This window comes from Methyloceanibacter sp., assembly GCF_050728395.1.
Taxonomy (GTDB): domain Bacteria; phylum Pseudomonadota; class Alphaproteobacteria; order Rhizobiales; family Methyloligellaceae; genus Methyloceanibacter.
Genome location: NZ_JBOHJB010000061.1, coordinates 1 through 18,507, shown reverse-complemented (window position 1 = coordinate 18,507; position 18,507 = coordinate 1). Strand labels below are relative to the sequence as shown.

The window sequence follows — 18,507 nt, the reverse complement described above, 5'->3', positions numbered from 1 at the left end:
GTGCAAACGCCAGCAACGCGGCCGCCGTCATGCGCAGACAGAAGCGCAACTGGGCTCTGTAAGGGCTGAGCCGTGCGCAGGCCCTGGTCCAGGCGGCGCCGATCGTCATTCCACGCTCCCCGCGGAAAGAAGTCAGGCCAAAAAGGCGATATCCCTATCGATCGCCGGTTTTGCCACCTCTCCGCGAGGGCGAAGGACGATCGGCTGCCCTACTCAGCACTCGACGAGGCGCAAGCCCTTGTCGAGCGCGCGAAGCACGCGGGCGAGGTCATGACCGCGCTTGAGGATCAGCCCCGTGGCCGCCACCACGCTGTAGGCGCCCTGGCGGCGCGACAGTTTCGGCGCCTTCTCGATGCGGTAGAGCGGGACTTCGGTCGTGCGCCTGAACACGGAGAACACAGCCTTCTCGCGCAGGATGTCGATGGCGTAATCGCGCCATTCGCCGCTCGCTACCTTGCGGCCATAGACATTCAGGATTTGAGAGAGCTCTTCGCGGTTAAAGGCTATGCCGCCGCGCCTGTGGACCCCGTCATGCTGCTGTATCTCGCCGCCGGCCGCGCGGGCCAGCGGCAACTGTATGGGCTCGGTTTCGCTCAATCGCGCCTCCTGTAAAGGAACCTTCATGATGGCGCGGGAGCGGCAGAAATTCAAGCAAATGCCGGAAATTACACGCAGTGTAATATATTGAAACACTAATCACAGTAATGCCCCAGTTCAGCCCTTGGCACGCCCCAAACACCGGTATGATAGGCCTCTGTTGCCTCTCGGCCCGGTCCTGACAGAGGCTTCGGATTTTCAGCCCCCCAGCCCCCCCGGGGTCTTCTTTCGGACCGGGCCATTTCATTGGCTGATTTGTTTAGTGCATTCCTCCCAAGGGTCTAACGGGCCGGTTTCCGGCCCGTTTTTGTTTGCGCTGCTGGGAGAGCAGCCGCCATCACTTCTCGGCGTACTCGAACTCGGCGGCGCCGAGAATGGGTCCAGAATCCTCCACCTGGAGGAGCGCAAACAGACAATCCCCGCCCATGGTCTTGAGATCCTTGAGCGGCAGCCGCAGCGTGATCGGCTCGCCGTGCCACATGCCGATTGGCGAGAGCTCGCGCACCGGATGGTGGTAGGAGAGCGCGCGGCCGCGATTCTCGCCGCGCGCCACTTCGACTTTCTCCACCTCCTTGGCGATGGCGAGCCACACGGTGCCGGCGCGCTTGTCGGAGCTTTCGGGCGCCGCGCCGACATCGATGATGAGCGTATTGCCGTCGGCATGCATGCCGATCGGCACCTTGTCGGCGTGCAGCCGCTTGGCCGCGTTCCGCATCGCCATCTCGATCTCCGCCTCGTTGGCGCCGTTCGCATGGATGATGCCGTCGACCACGATTTGCGGCGTATAGACCCGCCCGTCGCCGCGCGCCCGCGCGTAGTTGCGCTGGCGCTCGCTATTGGCTGGACTGCCGAGCGTGTCGCGCCAGCCGAGATAGTCCCAATAGTCTACGGAATAAGAGAGCGCGACGATGCCCGACTTCTCAGCGAGCTCTCCGAGCAGGGCATCTGCCGGCGGGCAGGAGGAGCAGCCTTGGCTCGTGAACAGCTCGACCACGGCCTTGCTTCCATCGGCCGGTGGCTCGGCAATGCCGGCCCTGCCTGATGCCGCAAGCGCCAGCGCCGCGATCCCCGCAACGGCACCAGCGCAGATCGGAAGAAAGCGCCTCATGCCGCCTACAATGACGGATACAAGCCGAAATTTCCGGAAAAATTGCCTCAAAAGAGGTCACAACTCGGTGACTGCGGACCCGGCGTTTCGTTGAAATTTGCGGCAAGCGCCGTCAAATGAGCGTAGTGAACTTGGCGCCTCCACGATCGGAAATACGCGATGAGCGCGAGCTGCTGCGGCCAAACCGCTGAAACCCATTTGCGGGACGGATTCCGTCGCGTCCTGTGGGCGGTGCTGGCGATCAACGCCGCCATGTTCGCCGTCGAGGTGGCGGCGGGTCTCGCTGCGGGCTCCGCGTCCCTCCAAGCCGATGCCCTCGACTTTCTCGGTGACGCCGGCAACTATGTCATCAGCCTGCTTGTGGTGGGCATGGCGCTGCGCTATCGCGCCATGGCGGCCTTCGTTAAGGGCGCGACCATGGGCCTATTCGGGCTATGGGTTATTGGGGTGACCGTCTGGCACGCCCGGCAAGGCACGTTGCCCCAGGCCTTCACCATGGGCGCGGTAGGTATTGCAGCGCTCCTCGCCAATGCGATCTCGTTCGCGCTGCTATGGGCGTTCCGCCAGGGCGACTCGAACATGCGCTCGGCGTGGATCTGCACGCGCAACGATGTGCTCGGCAACCTTGCGGTGCTACTCGCGGCGCTCGGCGTGTTCGGCACCGGGACTGGCTGGCCCGATATCGCCGTCGCTATCGCCATGGCGAGCCTCGCCCTGCACGGCGCTTGGATCGTTCTCGGCCAATCATGGACCGAAATGCGGGCGTCGGAGTCGCTCCAGCCAGCCGAATAGGTTCGGCTAGGCAGCATCGCGGGCGAGGCTGCGCAACACGAAGTGCAAAATTCCGCCGTTCCGGAAATAGTCGAGCTCGTCAAAGGTGTCGATGCGCGCCAGCAACGGGACGGCGCGCTTCGTGCCATCGCCATAGGTGATGTCGGCCTCGATCCGCTGGCCGGGCTTGATCTCGTTCAAGCCTTGCAGGCTCACCGTCTCGACACCGGTCAACCCAAGCGCCTGCCAGGACATCCCGTCCGCGAACACGAGCGGCAGGATGCCCATGCCGATCAGGTTCGAGCGGTGGATGCGCTCGAAACTTTCGGCGACCACCGCCCTCACCCCTAGGAGCCGCGGGCCCTTTGCCGCCCAATCGCGCGAGGAGCCCGTGCCATATTCCTTGCCGGCGAAGACCACGAGCGGCACGCCCTCGCCCGCATAGCGCATCGCCGCGTCGTAGATGGGCAGATGTTCGCCGGACGGATAATGCACGGTGATGCCGCCCTCGACGCCCTTGACCATCATGTTCTTGATGCGGTGGTTGGCGAAGGTGCCGCGCATCATCACCTCGTGATTGCCGCGGCGCGAGCCGTAGGAATTGAAGTCGTGGGGAGCGACGCCATGGGCGGTGAGATATTGCCCCGCCGGGCTGTCCTTTCCGATCGAGCCCGCGGGCGAGATGTGGTCGGTGGTGATCGAGTCGAGGAACAGGCCGAGGATGCGGGCGCCCGCGATATCGGTCACCGGCTTTGGCGTGTGGGTGAGATCGGTGAAATAGGGCGGCTCCTGCACATAGGTTGAGTTCCCGTCCCATCCATAGGTGAGGCCGCCGGTGACCTTGATGTCCTGCCACTCCTCGTCGCCCTCGAACACATTGCCGTAGCGCCGCCGGAACATCGATTTCCTCACCGCCTTGCGCACGGTCTTGGCCACCGCCTTTGACGAGGGCCAGAGGTCCTTGAGGTAGACAGGCTCACCATCGGCATCGGTGCCGAGCGGCTCGGTGGCAAGATCGACCGTGATCGAGCCGGCGAGCGCATAAGCCACCACGAGCGGCGGCGAGGCGAGATAGTTGGCGCGCACGTCGTGATTGACCCGGCCCTCGAAATTGCGGTTGCCTGACAGCACCGAAGCGACCGCGAGCCCATGGCCGTGGATGGTCTTGGAGATGTCCTCGGGCAGCGGCCCTGAATTACCGATGCAGGTGGTGCAGCCGTACCCCACGAGATTGAAGCCGAGCGTGTCGAGTTCGTGCTGCAGCCCGGCCTTTTCCAGATAGTCGGTCACCACCTGCGATCCAGGCGCGAGCGACGTCTTTACCCACGGCTTGACCTGCAGCCCGCGCTTCACCGCGTTGCGGGCGAGTATGCCGGCAGCGACCATCACGAAAGGATTCGAAGTGTTGGTGCAGGAGGTGATGGCGGCGATTACCACATCGCCATGGCCGAGATCGAAATTGGCGCCGGGGACCGGCACGCGCTTACCCGCCTCGTGGCCCTTGCCGTATTCCTTGTCGAGCGCCTCGGCAAAGGCGCCCGCGGCGCGGGCGAGGGGCACCCGGTCCTGCGGCCGCTTCGGCCCCGCGATCGACGGCTCGACCTCGGCAAGATTGAGCGCGATGGTGTCGGTGAACACCGGGTCCGCCGTGTCGCCGTCGCGGAACAGGCCTTGCGCCTCAGCATAGGCCTCGACCAGCGCGATGCGCGAGTGCTTGCGGTCGGTGGCGTCGAGATAGACAAGCGTCTCGTCGTCGATGGGGAAGAAGCCGCAGGTCGCGCCATATTCCGGCGCCATATTGGCAATGGTGGCGCGGTCCTCGACCGGGAGATTGTCGAGCCCCTCGCCGAAGAACTCCACGAACTTGCCGACAACGCCGGCGCGCCTGAGCCGCTCGGTGACGGTGAGCACGAGGTCGGTCGCGGTCACGCCCTCTCGGAGCTTGCCGGTCAGGCGGAAGCCGATCACCTCAGGGATCACCATGGAGATCGGCTGGCCGAGCATCGCGGCCTCAGCCTCGATGCCGCCGACGCCCCAGCCGAGCACGGAGAGGCCGTTCACCATGGTGGTGTGGCTGTCAGTGCCGACCAGAGTATCGGGGAAGGCGAGCGCCTCGCCATTCTCTTTCTTGGTCCACACGGTCTGCGCCAGATATTCGAGATTCACCTGGTGGCAGATGCCGGTCCCTGGCGGCACCACGCGGAAATTGTCGAAGCCGCCGCTGCCCCAGCGCAGGAACGCATAGCGCTCGCCGTTCCGCTCATATTCCTTCTCGACATTGACGTCGAAGGCGCGGGCGTTGCCGAAGGCGTCGACCATCACCGAATGGTCGATGACGAGATCAACGGGGACGAGCGGATTGATCTTGCGCGGGTCGCCGCCGAGCTTCTGCATGGCATCGCGCATGGCGGCAAGATCGACCACGGCGGGCACGCCGGTGAAGTCCTGCATCAGCACCCGCGCCGGGCGGAAGGCGATCTCGCGGTCGCTTTTTCGGGTTTGCAGCCACAGCGCCACGCCGCGAATGTCGTCGGCGGTGACGGTGCGGCCGTCCTCGTGGCGCAGCAGATTTTCGAGCAGCACTTTCAGCGAAAACGGCAGGCGGCCGATGCCGACAAGCCCGTTCGCCTCGGCTTCCTTCAGGTCGAAATAGTCGTAGCTGCGCTTGCCGACCTTCAGCCTTCGCCGGCATTTGAAGCTGTCGAGCGAGGTTTCGGCCGCCGATGTCACTTAAGGATCTCCTCGAGCATGGCGCGAAGTTTAGCGCGAACTTGGCGACAGGCAGACGACATGCAAAGGCTTGGCCAGTCGCTTTTAGCGAGGCGCCGGCCAAGCCACCCGGGGCAGGGCAAGCATCCCGGACTATTGGAGGCGCGCTCCCGCCTATATAAGGGCGCTTGCGGCGGCGAGACAATGCGCAACAAACGCGCTTGGGCCGCCGCTTCGCCTGCCTCGCTTCGGACCAACTTGCGCAAATTCCGGGCAAATGCCGATAAAGACCAGCCTTGCCGCGAAAGGGATCAGCTGCCAGCGCGGCAGCAGGCTCCTGTTCGAGGACTTGAGCTTCGCCCTTCAGCCGGGCGAAAGCCTGCTCGTGAGCGGGCCGAACGGCGCAGGCAAAACGAGCCTGTTGCGGCTGATCGCGGGGCTCCTGCCGTTGCGCTCTGGCCGTATCGAAGGCGGAGATGCGTCGGTGCCCCTTCCTGAGCTTTGTCACTATGTCGGGCACCTGAACGGCATCAAGTCCGCGCTGAACCTCAGCGAGAATGTGAGCTTCTGGGTCGACTTTCTCGGCGGTGATGGCTCGGGGGTGGAGGGCGCCTATCGGGCGTTCGGCCTTGCCGAGCTGAAAGAGCTGCCGGCGGGCCTGCTCTCGGCGGGACAGAAGCGGAAGCTTGCGCTGCTTCGCCTCTTCGCCGCCCCCCGCCCCATCTGGCTGCTCGACGAGCCGTCGGTCTCTCTCGATGTTTCCTCGGTCAAGGTCCTCGACAAGGCGATCGCGCAGCACCTTGCGCAAGGCGGCATCGCCGTGGTGGCGAGCCACGTGGCCCTCAAGGTGAAGTTTGCGCAGGAGCTTGCGCTCAAGCTGGAGCCTCTCACGTGAAAGAGGCTTTCGCGCTGTTTCGCCGCGACGTGATGCTCGCCTGGCGCGAAGGGGGCACCATCGGCACGGCACTCGGCTTCTACCTCGTCGTGGTCGCCATCACCCCGTTGGGGCTCGGCCCCGACCTCAATCTTCTCTCCCGCATCGCGCCCGGCGTATTGTGGGTGGCGCTTCTGCTCGCGAGCCTGCTTTCCGCCGACCGCATCTTCCACAACGACTATGAGGACGGCGCGCTCGATGTGCTGGCCACGGGACCGTTGCCGCTCGAGCTCGTCGCCGCGGTGAAGAGCCTCGCCCATTGGGTCACCACCGGCATTCCGCTCGCGTTGCTTGCGCCGATCCTCGGGCTTCTTCTCAATCTTCCGATCGAGTCCTTTCCCCTGCTCGTGCTCTCCATGCTCGCAGGAACGCCGGCGGTGAGCTTCGTTGCGGGGATAGGGGCGAGCCTCACACTGGGCTTGAGAAGGAGCGGTGTGCTGCTCGCGCTTCTGGTTCTGCCGCTCTATGTACCGGTGCTGATCTTCGGTGTGGCCTGCGTCTCTGCGGCAAGTGTAGGCCCTGCCTCGCCCTGGCCTCCGTTCTTGATCCTGTGCGCGATTAGCCTGGCGAGTATCGTGCTCGCGCCCATCGCCGCCGCCGCCGCGCTTCGCAATGCGATGCGTTAGGCGACATAAGCGCGGCATCACTCGGCGCCGCTTCGCAAGCAGGTTCGATTTTTCCGACATTTCAAAAGCAACGTGCCGTGTTGTCTTCTCTTCCCTCCGCGAATAGAGAACTGGATAGGTAAAATGACATCCGGACGACCCGCTTGAGGCTTGGGCGTGAAACCTGAAGTGTCGCCAAATCCCAAAACGTCCACGCCGTCACCCTCATGGCGCCGCTCGATTCTCTGGTTTGTTGGCGGCGCGCTCTCAACCATTCTGCTGCTGGTCGTTGCGTATTTCGGCATTCGCATGGCCTACACCAGCGGACAGCTTCCCGAACGCCAGGCGAAAACCGAAGCTCAACTGGCGGCAAGGTTCGCCGCGGATATGAAGCAAGCCACCGAGGAGAACCGTACGGACATCGAGGGTCATGTGCGGACCCTGTACGCGCGCCAACAGCGCGACCCAAATGCCACGCTCGATTTTCTGCTGCTTTCCGGTGGCGGCGACCGCGGCGCGTTTGGAACAGGATTTCTTTTGGGCTGGTCAACCGTCGCTTCAGGGGCGAACGCGCTGCCAAAGTTCGACGGCGTTTCCGGCGTCAGCACCGGCGCGTTTATCGCGCCGTTCGCCTTCTTGGGAACGCTTGCCGATTACGAGACAATCGATCGCCTCTTCCGTAATCCAAAGCCAGACTGGGTGGAGCAGCGCGGCCTGTTTTTCTTCCTGCCCGAGAATGCGAGCTTAGCCGAGGTACCCGGCCTCGTGCGCGACCTGCGAGCGCAGGTCAACCTGCCGTTCGCCGAGCGAATCGCGCAAGCGGGCAGCACCGGCGGACATCGCGTGCTGCTGATTCAAGCCACCGACATCGACGGCGGCACCGCTCGCGCCTTCGATGCAGTGGCCGCCGCGCGCGAAGCGGTCGCGACCGGTGACACAAAGCTGTTGAGCGACATTCTGCTCTCTTCCGCCGCCATTCCAGGCGCGTTCCCGCCGCGCGAAATTCAAGGCAGGCTGTACGCCGATGGCGGCATCGCCAGCAATTTCTTTTATGGCGGCCCCATGGATGAGAGCGACACCTTTGGCGCCACATGGCGGCGCGAGCATCCAAACGCGCCGATTCCAAAGACGCGCTACTGGGTGATTATCAATGAATACATTGAGCCGGTTCCAGTCACGGTACAGCCAACGTGGCCGGCGATTGTCGAGCGCAGCCTCTATGTCGCCGTGCGCTCGGCGGAAGCCATTGCGCTGCGTCATCTCTACACGCTGGCGGAAGCGACAAAGTTGCGCGGCGACGGAGAGGTTGAAGTGCGCTGGGTCGCAGTGCCGCAAACCTGGAGACCGCTCAACGATCAGTTCTTCGATGAGGCGACGATGCGCCAGCTGTCGGATGAGGGCAGGCGCCTCGGCGCCGACCCCAAATCGTGGAACACGAAGGCGCCGTGATCGCCGCGCCGCAATATGTGCCCTAGCGGCGGCGGAATGTCCGGTTATGGCACCTAGCGGAAACGTGCACCATCTATCCCCGCGCCCCAGCATCCTTTGTCCCTCCCCGCAAGGGACGGATGGTAAAGCAGCAGATCGCTGGTCAACCAGCAATCAACCATCCGCAAAGAAAATCCAGGCAAGAAGGTCTGGCTCTTTGACAAAGATCGTCGGCGTGTGGTTCCATTTCCAATGAGCACCACGCGATGTTCCAAGGAAGGCTGCGAAAAGAGGGTTCTGTCAATGTTGAGCAAGGTGTCATTGGTCCTCATTTGCGGCGTGCTGGCATCGTCATTTTCGATGAGCGCGCACGCTTCCTCAATTTCGTCGGCTCGATCGCAACCGGCGCCGTCATCCATCACATTGGTGCGCGACGGTTGTGGATTGGGCTTCCACTGGGCGCCCTGCGGCTGCATTCGTAACTACACGGTGTGCCCAGTGATCGTCGTCCCGGTAGCACCGGTAGTCGTTGCCCCCCAATACGCGCCGCCCGTCGTTGTAACGCCGGCCGTCTGTCCGTACGGCTATTATCTCGGTCCGTACGGTAGATGCCTGCCGTACTGAACTAGCCCAAGCTCATGCGACGAAGGCGTCGGCTTAGACCGGCGCCTTTTCCATGTGATGATGCTAAGTCGGACGCGAGCGCACTCCTCTTCATACCTCCCCCCTCATGGGGAGGTCCGACGACGCCTTGGCGGCGCGGGGCGCTCTCGCTTCAGCATATGGCCGCAATTGCGCTCTCTCCCCAAACCAACTAGACCAACCGCCATGTGGAGCCTGGCCAATCCGACGCGATTTCTCGAGCTCGCCGACCGCCTCATCCCCTGGCTCGCCGGGCTCACTTTCCTTCTCCTCGGTGTCGGCCTCTATCTCTCCTTCTTCGTGGCGCCCCCCGATTACCAGCAGGGCGAGACCGTCAAGATCATGTTCGTGCATGTGCCGTCGGCCTGGCTTGCCATGTTCGGCTATACGCTGATCGCCATTGCCAGCATCGGCTCGCTCATCTGGCGCCATCCGCTTGCCGACGTCGCCGCCAAGACCGCAGCCCCGATCGGCGCCACCTTCTGTTTCCTCGCCCTCGTCACCGGCTCGTTGTGGGGGAAACCGATGTGGGGCACCTATTGGGTGTGGGACGCGCGGCTCACCTCGATGCTCGTGCTGTTCCTGCTCTATCTCGGGCTGATCGCGCTTTGGCAGTCGATCGAGGAGCCTGGCCGCGCCGGCCGCGCCGCCGCCATCCTCGCCATCGTCGGCTTCGTCAACGTGCCCATCATCAAATTCTCTGTCGATTGGTGGAACACGCTGCATCAGCCGGCGAGCATCTTCCGGGTGGGCGGCCCCACCATCGACCCGGCGCTGCTCACGCCTCTGTTCGTCATGGCGGCGGGGTTCACCCTGCTCTTCATTCTGTTGCACCTCATCGCCATGCGCGCCGAGATCTTGCGCCGCCGGGTGCATGCGCTCCGCCAGGTGCATGTCGAGCGCGCCGCTTCTGCCTGAGGCCGGACACCGCCGCCCATGCCCGATCTCGGTCCCCACGCGGCATTCATCTGGGCGGCTTATGCCGTGACCTTCATCGCCGTTGCGGCGCTCATCGTGTTCATCGTGCAGGACGACCGGAGGCAGCGGCAGCTGCTCGCCGAACTCGATCGGCAGGGCATCAGGCGGCGCTCAGCCAAAGCGGATGACACGCCGAAGCCGCGTCAGGCGAAGCCCCGGGCGAGAAAGAAGACGCCATGACCGCTGCCGCGCCACACTCGTTCTGGCAGCGCTGGGGGCTCGCCCTTCCGCTCCTGATCTTCGCCTCGCTCTCGGGGCTGTTCTGGTACGCGCTCCATAGCGGCGACCCCTCCCAGCTGCCTTCCGCGCTGGTGGGCAAGAAGGTGCCGGCCTTCACCTTGCCGCCGATCGAGGGGCTCACCGGGCCCGGTTCGCAAGGGTTCGAGACTGCCGATCTTGCCAATGGCGAGCCGACCATCGTCAATGTGTGGGCCTCGTGGTGCGTGCCCTGTCACGAAGAGCATCCTTTGCTCTTGGAGCTTGCCAAGCAGCCCGGGGTTCGCCTTTACGGCATCAACTACAAGGACGATGCCGCGGCGGCGCGGCGGTTCCTCGGCCGCTATGGCAACCCCTTCGCCAGGGTCGGCGCCGACCGCTCAGGGCGCGTCGCCATCGACTGGGGCGTCTATGGCGTGCCAGAGACCTATGTGATCACGGGCGACGGCAAGATTGCCTACCGCCATGTGGGCCCTCTCACCGAGGACGCCATCAAACAAAAGCTGCTGCCACTGGTCCAGCCTTCCGGAGAGAAACCGCGAGGCTGACGAGGGGCAGGCTACTTGTTCATGGCAGTGACGATCGTATTGAGGATGTCGAGGAACTCCTGCCGCTTGGCCGGCGGCAGAACGGCAAGCAGCCGCGAATCCGTGGCAGCGGCACCAGGCTCGGCGTCGCGCAAGCCCTTCCAGCCCTGCGAGGTGAGCTTGATGGCGTAGGCCCTGCCGTCCTCCTTGGCGCGCTTCCGTTGAATGAGCCCCCGCGCGAGCAGTCGCGCCACAATGTCGGCGAGGGTCGACCTGTCGATCCCGGTCCGGCCCACAAGGTCGGTCTGGGTGAGCCCCTCTTCGTCGGCGATGGTCATAAGCACGGCAAATTGCCGAGGCGTGAGACCGCTGGCACGGGCCTCGGCCTGGAAAATGTCCGTCGCGCGTTGACCGGCGCGATGGATCAAATGCGTCGCCGAACGCTCCAGTTGATTAGAGTTCTTCGCACCCATCTGACGCTCCGTCTCTTTTCGCGGGCGTCACGCCCGCGTTGCCCCTACGACGGTAAGATGACTTTCTCTTGCAGTTTAACGCAAATTGAAGATAATTTGCTCTAAACCTCAGATTGCAGTATGCCCCCACACACATCTTAACGTTGTCTAGCGTGAAGGCAAAGTCCCCAGCCCCGGGCGGAATATTGGTATTGGACGCGCCGCCTGCAAGATCAGGGGCACACGACCTTTCGGCTAATCTTTAGGCGCTTGTCCCGGTGTCTTTGCCTCCCGGGGCATCGCTGTAGCGCTGCATGAGCGGCATCTGCGACAGCGCGAAGACGAAAGTCAGAGGCAGAAAGCCGAAGGCCTTGAAGCTCACCCAGGTGTCGGTCGACACATTGCGCCAGACGATCTCGTTCAGAACTGCCATGGCAATGAAGAACAGCGCCCAGCGCAGCGTGAGCTTGCGCCAGCCTGGCTCGGTGAGATTGAACACCGAGCCGAGCAGAAGCTCGAGCACCGGTTTCTTGAGCAAAAGACCGGCGCCAAGGAACGCGGCGAACGCAAGATAGACGATGGTGGGCTTCAGCTTGATGAAGGTGTCGTCGCGGAGATAGAGCGTGAGCGTGCCGAATACGAGCACCACGACGGCACTGACCAGAAGCATCATCGGCAGCTTGTGATAGCGCCACCAGGCCACCGCGAGCGCGACCACGGTCACGGCCATGAAGGAAGCCGTCGCCGCATAGATGCCTGCCGCGGCATTGGCGGCGAAGAACACGAGCAGCGGGCCAAGCTCGATAGCGAGCTTGGTGGCGAGCGCCGCGCCCGATTCGGCGTTTTGCGGTCGCCCCGAAGGCTCTGCGTCAGGCGGCTGCGGCATTCCTGGTGTCCAGACCGGCGATGGCGCGGGCGAAATCCTCGGCGTCGAAGGGCTGCAAATCGTCGACGCCTTCGCCGACACCGATGGCGCTCACCGGCAAACCGAAGCGCTCGGCGATGGCGACAACGATGCCGCCGCGTGCGCTGCCGTCGAGCTTGGTCGCCACCAGGCTGGTGACACCCGCGATCTCCTGAAAGGTTTCCACCTGGTTGAGCGCATTCTGTCCGGTGGTGGCGTCAAGCACGAGCACCACGCTGTGCGGGGCGGCGACGTCGAGCTTCTTCAGCACGCGCACGATCTTGGCGAGTTCCGCCATCAAATCGGCCTTGTTCTGCAGGCGACCCGCCGTGTCGATGATGAGCACGCGCCGCTTCTCGGCGCGGGCGCGCTCGAGCGCCTCGTAGGCGACGCCGGCTGGATCGGCACCTACACCTCTGGAGACCACCTCGGCACCGACGCGGGCCCCCCATACCTTCAACTGATCGATGGCCGCGGCGCGAAAGGTGTCGGCGGCGGCGAGCATTACCGACGACCCCGCGCGCATGAAGTAATGCGCCAACTTGGCCGCGGTAGTGGTCTTGCCGGTCCCGTTCACGCCGACGAGAAGGATCACATGCGGGTGGGCGCGCGCGTCGAGCACGAAGGGCTTGGCCACGGGGGCAAGCACCTTGGCGATTTCGGCGGCAAGCAGATCGCGCAAGCCTTGCGGCGACAGTCCCCGCTCATGGCGGGTCGCGGCCAGCGCCTGTCTGATGCGCGAGGCCATGGGCACGCCGAGATCGGCCTTGATCAGCGCATCCTCAAGCTCATCCAGCGTCTCTTCGTCGAGCTTCCTGCGGCTCAACACCGAAGCAAGATTGTCGCTGAGCGCATTTGAAGTGCGGGCAAGCCCGGCGCGGAGTTGTGTGAACCAGCTCCGCCGGGGAGCAAGCTCGCTCTGCGCCGACGCCTTCGAGGGCTTATCGTCCTCCGTCTTTTGTGGCTCTGTCGCGGGCTGAGGAGGGTCCGGTTCCTCCGGCGTGCCCTTTTCCCGGGTGCCGGGCGCCCTTTCCTCTGGCTGACTCGCCCCTTCACGCGTGGCAGGACCCGCGGGCGGAGGCACCGCGGCCGGCGCCTTGGATTTCGGCTTGCGCGGACGTTTTCCGCCGGCGGGCTTCGGGCCCTTCGGCCCCTCGCCCAATGGCCCGCTGTCGTCCTTGGCAGCATGCGGCATGGCTGGCGGCGGCGCCTTGAGCTTGGCAGCCTTCTTGGCGTGGGCAGCACCTTCAGCCGTCTTTGCCGGCTGCTTTTGCTTTGGCGGCTCCTTCTGAGCCGGCTTTGACGCCGGAGGCTCTCTCTTGACCGGTTTCGGCGCAGGCGGCTCTGTCTTCGGCGGCTCCGCCGCGTCTAAACCGAACAGCCGCTGCCAGAATCCTGGCTTCTTCTCGCTACTCACGCCCGCATCCTCGCGATCAAAGCGCTGCCGTCATGGCCATTCACAATAGCGTCGATCAATTTCGGCGCGCCTTTGGGTGCCTCAATCTTGACCGGGGTAAAGTCGCCGGCGCGCCCGCGTCCTTCGCTCTCCATGAGCACCTGAATATGCCGGCCCTTCGCGTTCACAAGATGGCGCCGCAGGGCCTCGACGCCCTTTTCGCGCAAGCAAGCGGCCCGGCTCGCGATCACCGCGCCATTGAGCTGGCGCATGCGCGCCGCAGGCGTCCCCGGCCGCGCCGAGAACGGAAAGACGTGCAAGAAGGTGAGCCCGCAATCGTCGACCAACGACAGCGTTCCTGCGAACATCGCCTCGCTCTCGGTGGGAAAGCCGGCGATGAGGTCGGCGCCGAACACCATGTCCGGGCGAAGGCGGCGGACCTCCTCACAGAAACTCACGGCATGGGCCCGCGAATGCCGCCGCTTCATGCGCTTGAGCGTGAGGTCGTCGCCGGCCTGCAGCGAGAGATGGAGATGCGGCATCAGCCGCTCCTCCTCGGCGATTGTCCGGAGTAGCGCGGCATCGGCCTCGATCGAATCGATGGAGGAGAGCCGCAAGCGCTTGAGCTCAGGCACGAGCGCCAGAATCTTGGTGACGAGCTTGCCGAGCGTGAGTTCGCCGGGAAGGTCCCCGCCGTAAGCCGTAATGTCGACGCCGGTCAGCACGATCTCGGCATAGCCGTTCTCGACCAGCTTGCGCACCTGCGCCACCACCTCGCCCGCCGGCACCGAGCGCGACGGTCCGCGGCCATAAGGAATGATGCAGAAGGTGCAGCGATGGTCGCAGCCGTTCTGGATCTGCACATAGGCGCGGGCCTGGGCGCCGAAGCCATCGATCAGATGGCCCGCGGTCTCTTTCACCGACATGATGTCGTTGACCTTGACCCGCTCGGTCTCTTCGAGACAAAGCCCCTCGAAGGTTTGCGCCTCGGTCTTCTCGCTATTGCCGATGACGTGGTCCACCTCTTCCATGGCGGCGAAGCGCGCGGGATCGATCTGCGCCGCGCAGCCGGTGACCACGATCTTGGCGCCGGGGTTTTCGCGGCGCGCCCGCCGAATAGCCTGCCGCGCCTGACGCACGCTCTCCTGCGTCACCGCGCAGGTGTTGACGATCACCGTGGGCCCAAGCCCGGCGTCGCATGCATGCTTGCGCATGACCTCCGACTCATAGGCGTTGAGCCTGCAGCCGAAGGTGATGATCTCGATATTCGACATTGGCGGCTTCTAACACGAAACGAGCGAACTTGCCGAGCCTGACATCCCTCCCCCTCGTGGGGAGGGACGGTGACGCCCTTGGCGTCGCCGGGGTGGGGGGGCGGACAATCGTAGCCTGTCTCACCCCACCCGGCGCGCGGATCGCGCGCCGACCTCCCCGTCAAGGGGAGGTATGAAACAGAGAACAGCTCAATCCACTCGAGTTTCAACTCCTTGCAAGAGCTCCGGCGGGATGGTGCCTTGATAGTCGAGGGCGAAAGGGCCGGTCATCAGAATATGGTCGTCGGTATCGCGCCAGTCGATGACGAGATCGCCGCCTGGCAGCGTCACTGTCACATGACGCCCCGTGAGCCCCAGGCGCACCGCAGCAACGGCGGCGGCGCAGGCCGCGGTGCCGCAAGCGCGTGTGAGCCCGGCGCCGCGCTCCCAAGTACGCAGCCGCAAGGAGGAAGGCCCGGTCACCTGCGCGAGCGAGATGTTGGCGCGCTCGGGAAACAGCGGATCGTGCTCGAGCACAGGCCCGAAGCTGGCAAGGTCGTGCGCCTCGACATCTTCGACAAAGAAGATGCAGTGCGGGTTGCCGACATTGACCATGGACGCGGCACCGAGACCCGACGCGCCCGACTGCGGCAACTCGATTGCCCGCGTGTCGCCGAATAGCCGGTTGAGCGGGATCTCGTTCCAAGCGAAACGCGGCGCGCTCATATCGATGGTGACGCTGCCGTCCTTGCCGACCGTCGCCGCCAGCATTCCGCTCTCGGTCTCGATACTGACGTGAGGGCTGCCGCGCTCGGCGACGAGCAGCGCCGCCACGCAGCGCGCGGCATTGCCGCAAGCACCGACCTCGCCGCCGTCAGCATTCCAGATGCGCATGAACACGTCGGCGAAATCGGACGGTTCGAGCGCGATCACCTGATCGCAGCCAATGCCGTGGTTGCGGTCGGCGATGGCGGCAATCTGGGCCGCCTCGAGCGCGATCGGACGGACCCGCGCATCGAGCACGACGAAGTCGTTGCCGAGGCCATTCATCTTGCGGAATGAGATGCTGCCGGTCATGAGCTTTGCCGATTCTGTTCGGCCTGTTATATGGCCTTTAGTTTACGAATGGACCAGTTGGTACGCATGAATCAGCAAGCCCCCCACCCCGGCGACGCCTTCGGCATCGCCATCCCTCCCCACGAGGGGGAGGGATGGGAGTCCCCCGCACCCTCTTCAGCCTCATACCTCCCCTTGATGGGGAGGTCGGCGCGCATCGCGCGCCAGGTGGGGTGATGGTCTTATGTCAGCATCTCCGCCCCATGATCCGGCCAAAGCCCTCGTTCCGCATACTCTGACGGAGCCGATTGCCGGAAGCGGCAAGGGGCCGCTCGCCGGGCGGACTTTCATGGTCAAGGACCTGTTTGCCATCGCCGGCCACAAGGTCTCGGCCGGCAACCCCGATTGGTACGCGGCGGCAAGTCCGGCGACCGAGACGGCGCCCGCGATCGGACGCCTGCTCGACGCCGGCGCGACCCTCACCGGCATCACCATCTGCGATGAGTTCTTCTACAGCGTGCTCGGCACCAATATTCACTACGGCGCGCCGGTGAACACCAAAGCGCTGCGTCATGTCACCGGCGGCTCGTCCTGCGGCTCGGCGGCGGCCGTTGCTGGCGGCATGTGCGACTTCGCGCTCGGCAGCGACACCGGCGGCTCGGTGCGCGTGCCAGCGGCGTTTTGCGGCCTCTACGGGCTCCGCCCCACCCATGGCCGCATCGACATTGCCGGCGTGACGCCCATGGCGCCGAGCTACGACACCGTCGGTTTTCTCGCCGGCGACGCAAATTTGTTTCGCGAGGTCGGCCGAGTGCTGCTCGAGGGCCCGCGCGTCGATGCCCCGCTGCAACGTTTGATCATCGCCCAAGACATGGTCTCGCGCTCGGAGGCGAGCATCGACGAAGAGATTTGGAGGGTGCTGCACAGAATCGACCGCGCGCTGCCCACGCCCGAACACATGGACGTCGTGGGCGAAGAATTCGACGCCTGGCGCAATGCCTTTCGCTTCAATCAAGGCTTCGAGCTGCAGTCGACGCTGACGCCCTTCGCGCTAGCCCATGCTGATGGATTGTCACCGGCGATCAGGGAGCGCTTCGAGATCGCCGCCCGCATCACCCCAGGCGAGGCTAAGACGGGCGGCGAAATCCGGGCCGAGGTCAGGAAGCGCCTGCACGCGCTGGCGAAGCCGGGCACCATGATCCTTTTGCCGACCACGCCGACCCTTCCGCCGGAGCGCGACATTCCCGACGGCGCCTCGACCGTGGAGTTCCGGGCCATGACGCTTGGCAGCACCTGCCTGGCAGGTCATGCCGGACTGCCGCAGATTTCCATTCCGGCGGGCCTCGCTGCGGGCTGCCCGGTTGGATTGTCCTTCATCGGCTGGGAAGGGGGCGACGAGGCCCTTCTCGATCTCGCGGTGAAGCTCGCACCGATGATTGGGGGGGTCCGCTCATGATCCTGGCCGTTTTGGGAGCGATCCTAATTGTCGCCGGTGTGGCCATTGTCGTGCGCAAGACGGCAGAGACCTGGATGCAAAGGCGCGCCGGCAAGCTGGACGAAACCGGCGAAAAACCGAAGATCTCCTATCAGGCAATCGTGCTCATCGGCGTTGGGGCGCTCCTTATCGCGATTTCCACCTCCACGTCGCCTTAACCGTCGGCAAGGCTTGACTTGCCGGCTCCGCTCGCCGACATTCCCGCCGAATTCATTGGCAGCTCAAATTCCTGAGCCGCCGCCCCGGGCGAGATCCGGGGGGGTCAACACCCGACAGCGCGGATGCGCCCTCGGGTGCGTTTGTAGTTTGCATTGGCTCCTTGCCCGGAGGAGGCGCGTAGCGCCGTCGCCAAGGGTGAGGTTAGGAACGTCATGGTTCGAGACGCGGCCTTCGGCCGCTCCTCACCATGAGGAAGGCTAAGATTGATGTTCGACACCCTGTCGGAACGCCTTGGCGCCATTCTCGACAAGCTCACCCGCAAGGGCGCGCTTTCAGAGGCCGACGTCAACGAGGCGATGCGCGAGGTCCGCCGCGCGCTGCTCGAGGCCGACGTGGCTCTCGATGTGGTGCGCGATTTTGTCGACGCCGTGAAGGCGAAGGCCGTTGGCCAGGAAGTGGTGCGCTCGATCACTCCCGGCCAGATGGTCATCAAGATCGTGTATGACGAGCTCGTGCGTACTCTTGGCACCGAGGCCGAGCCGATCGATCTCGCCGCCTCCCCGCCAGTGGTGATGATGCTGGTCGGCCTACAGGGCTCGGGCAAGACCACCACCGCCGCCAAGCTCGGCCGGCGTCTGCAAAATCGCGACAAGCAGAAGGTGCTGATGGCCTCGCTCGATACGCGGAGGCCCGCGGCGCAGGAGCAGCTTCGCGTGCTTGGCGAGCAGACCCAAGTCGCCACGCTTCCCGTTATCGAAGGCCAGGACCCGGCTGCCATCACCAGGCGCGCGCTTCAGGCTGCGAAGCTCGGCGGTTATGACGTGCTTCTGCTCGACACCGCCGGCCGCACCCATATCGACGAAGCGCTGATGGCCGAGACGGCGGAGATCGCTGACATCGCCGAGCCGCACGAGACGCTGCTCGTCGCCGACGCGCTGACCGGCCAGGACGCCGTCAATCTCGCGCGCAATTTCGATCGGCGCGTGGCGCTCACCGGCATCGTGCTCACCCGCATCGATGGCGACGGACGCGGCGGTGCTGCGCTCTCCATGCGCGCGGTGACCGGCAAGCCGATCAAGCTCGTGGGCGTGGGCGAAAGAGTCGACGCGCTCGAAGACTTCGATCCCTCGCGCATCGCCGGCCGCATTCTCGGCATGGGCGACGTGGTTGGCCTGGTCGAGAAGGCGATCGAGACCGTCGAGATCGACAAGGCCGAGAAGATCGCCGCCAAGATGCGCAAGGGCGCCTTCGACCTCGACGATCTCGGCGAGCAGCTT

Annotated in this window: 19 protein-coding genes; 10 read left to right on the top strand and 9 right to left on the bottom strand. The window is 64.6% G+C overall.

What is annotated here, in order from left to right; genetic code table 11:
• Positions 1 to 213: 213 nt before the first annotated feature.
• Entirely contained in the window at positions 214 to 543 is a 330-nt protein-coding gene (locus tag ACREC7_RS11535; protein ID WP_431555836.1) for a DUF2794 domain-containing protein, read from the bottom strand.
• A 391-nt stretch (positions 544 to 934) separates the two neighbouring features.
• A complete protein-coding gene (locus ACREC7_RS11530; RefSeq protein ID WP_431555834.1) occupies positions 935 to 1,705 on the bottom strand; it encodes a DUF1223 domain-containing protein in 771 nt (256 codons plus the stop codon).
• Positions 1,706 to 1,864: 159 nt separating this feature from the next.
• Here ACREC7_RS11530 and ACREC7_RS11525 point away from each other — a divergent pair, with 159 nt between their 5' ends.
• Positions 1,865 to 2,497 carry a cation transporter gene (locus ACREC7_RS11525; protein ID WP_431555833.1) on the top strand — a complete coding sequence of 211 codons (633 nt, stop codon included), beginning with the start codon at positions 1,865 to 1,867 and terminating at the stop codon, positions 2,495 to 2,497.
• A gap of 6 nt (positions 2,498 to 2,503) precedes the next feature.
• Here ACREC7_RS11525 and acnA read toward each other — a convergent pair whose 3' ends face one another.
• Positions 2,504 to 5,206: an aconitate hydratase AcnA gene (acnA, locus tag ACREC7_RS11520; RefSeq protein WP_431555832.1), complete on the bottom strand. Its 2,703-nt coding sequence runs from the start codon at positions 5,204 to 5,206 to the stop codon at positions 2,504 to 2,506.
• A gap of 256 nt (positions 5,207 to 5,462) precedes the next feature.
• Here acnA and ccmA point away from each other — a divergent pair, with 256 nt between their 5' ends.
• The 3 genes from ccmA (at position 5,463) to ACREC7_RS11505 (ending at position 8,173) form a co-directional block, all read left to right on the top strand.
• Complete coding sequence (gene ccmA, locus ACREC7_RS11515; protein WP_431555831.1) at positions 5,463 to 6,080, top strand: heme ABC exporter ATP-binding protein CcmA; 618 nt, start codon at positions 5,463 to 5,465, stop codon at positions 6,078 to 6,080.
• Entirely contained in the window at positions 6,077 to 6,745 is a 669-nt protein-coding gene (ccmB, locus tag ACREC7_RS11510) for a heme exporter protein CcmB (RefSeq protein ID WP_431555830.1), read from the top strand. Before ccmA ends, ccmB begins: the two co-directional genes overlap by 4 nt.
• A gap of 156 nt (positions 6,746 to 6,901) precedes the next feature.
• On the top strand, positions 6,902 to 8,173 hold the full coding sequence (locus tag ACREC7_RS11505; RefSeq protein WP_431555835.1) for a patatin-like phospholipase family protein: 1,272 nt from the start codon (positions 6,902 to 6,904) through the stop codon (positions 8,171 to 8,173).
• Positions 8,174 to 8,226: 53 nt separating this feature from the next.
• On the opposite strand, the gene ACREC7_RS11500 is transcribed toward ACREC7_RS11505, so the two are convergent.
• Positions 8,227 to 8,628 (bottom strand): hypothetical protein, encoded by a 402-nt coding sequence (locus ACREC7_RS11500; protein ID WP_431555829.1) that lies wholly within the window; start codon positions 8,626 to 8,628, stop codon positions 8,227 to 8,229.
• 352 nt (positions 8,629 to 8,980) lie between these two features.
• Between ACREC7_RS11500 and ACREC7_RS11495 the strand changes: the two genes are divergently transcribed.
• From ACREC7_RS11495 to ACREC7_RS11485, 3 genes are read left to right on the top strand one after another with little or no spacing between them, the layout of a single operon-like run.
• Positions 8,981 to 9,712 (top strand): heme ABC transporter permease, encoded by a 732-nt coding sequence (locus tag ACREC7_RS11495; RefSeq protein ID WP_431555828.1) that lies wholly within the window; start codon positions 8,981 to 8,983, stop codon positions 9,710 to 9,712.
• A gap of 18 nt (positions 9,713 to 9,730) precedes the next feature.
• On the top strand, positions 9,731 to 9,952 hold the full coding sequence (ccmD, locus tag ACREC7_RS11490) for a heme exporter protein CcmD (protein ID WP_431555827.1): 222 nt from the start codon (positions 9,731 to 9,733) through the stop codon (positions 9,950 to 9,952).
• Positions 9,949 to 10,536: a DsbE family thiol:disulfide interchange protein gene (locus ACREC7_RS11485; RefSeq protein ID WP_431555826.1), complete on the top strand. Its 588-nt coding sequence runs from the start codon at positions 9,949 to 9,951 to the stop codon at positions 10,534 to 10,536. The genes ccmD and ACREC7_RS11485 overlap by 4 nt, the downstream gene beginning before the upstream one ends.
• 11 nt (positions 10,537 to 10,547) lie before the next feature.
• Here ACREC7_RS11485 and ACREC7_RS11480 read toward each other — a convergent pair whose 3' ends face one another.
• The 5 genes from ACREC7_RS11480 to dapF all read right to left on the bottom strand — a co-directional run bounded on the left by ACREC7_RS11480 (position 10,548) and on the right by dapF (position 15,597).
• Entirely contained in the window at positions 10,548 to 10,988 is a 441-nt protein-coding gene (locus ACREC7_RS11480) for a MarR family winged helix-turn-helix transcriptional regulator (RefSeq protein ID WP_431555825.1), read from the bottom strand.
• A gap of 241 nt (positions 10,989 to 11,229) precedes the next feature.
• Positions 11,230 to 11,853 (bottom strand): septation protein A, encoded by a 624-nt coding sequence (locus tag ACREC7_RS11475; RefSeq protein WP_431555824.1) that lies wholly within the window; start codon positions 11,851 to 11,853, stop codon positions 11,230 to 11,232.
• Positions 11,837 to 13,288 (bottom strand): signal recognition particle-docking protein FtsY, encoded by a 1,452-nt coding sequence (gene ftsY, locus ACREC7_RS11470; protein ID WP_431555823.1) that lies wholly within the window; start codon positions 13,286 to 13,288, stop codon positions 11,837 to 11,839. Before ftsY ends, ACREC7_RS11475 begins: the two co-directional genes overlap by 17 nt.
• Positions 13,285 to 14,541, bottom strand: a complete 1,257-nt coding sequence (gene mtaB, locus ACREC7_RS11465; protein ID WP_431555822.1) for a tRNA (N(6)-L-threonylcarbamoyladenosine(37)-C(2))-methylthiotransferase MtaB — start codon at positions 14,539 to 14,541, stop codon at positions 13,285 to 13,287. Before mtaB ends, ftsY begins: the two co-directional genes overlap by 4 nt.
• Positions 14,542 to 14,730: 189 nt before the next feature.
• Positions 14,731 to 15,597, bottom strand: a complete 867-nt coding sequence (dapF, locus tag ACREC7_RS11460; protein ID WP_431555821.1) for a diaminopimelate epimerase — start codon at positions 15,595 to 15,597, stop codon at positions 14,731 to 14,733.
• A 223-nt stretch (positions 15,598 to 15,820) separates the two neighbouring features.
• Here dapF and ACREC7_RS11455 point away from each other — a divergent pair, with 223 nt between their 5' ends.
• The 3 genes from ACREC7_RS11455 to ACREC7_RS11445 all read left to right on the top strand — a co-directional run.
• On the top strand, positions 15,821 to 17,032 hold the full coding sequence (locus ACREC7_RS11455) for an amidase (RefSeq protein ID WP_431555820.1): 1,212 nt from the start codon (positions 15,821 to 15,823) through the stop codon (positions 17,030 to 17,032).
• Positions 17,029 to 17,229, top strand: a complete 201-nt coding sequence (locus ACREC7_RS11450) for a hypothetical protein (RefSeq protein ID WP_431555819.1) — start codon at positions 17,029 to 17,031, stop codon at positions 17,227 to 17,229. The genes ACREC7_RS11455 and ACREC7_RS11450 overlap by 4 nt, the downstream gene beginning before the upstream one ends.
• 267 nt (positions 17,230 to 17,496) lie before the next feature.
• The coding region (locus ACREC7_RS11445) for a signal recognition particle protein (protein WP_431555818.1) at positions 17,497 to 18,507 on the top strand (1,011 nt) is incomplete at its 3' end.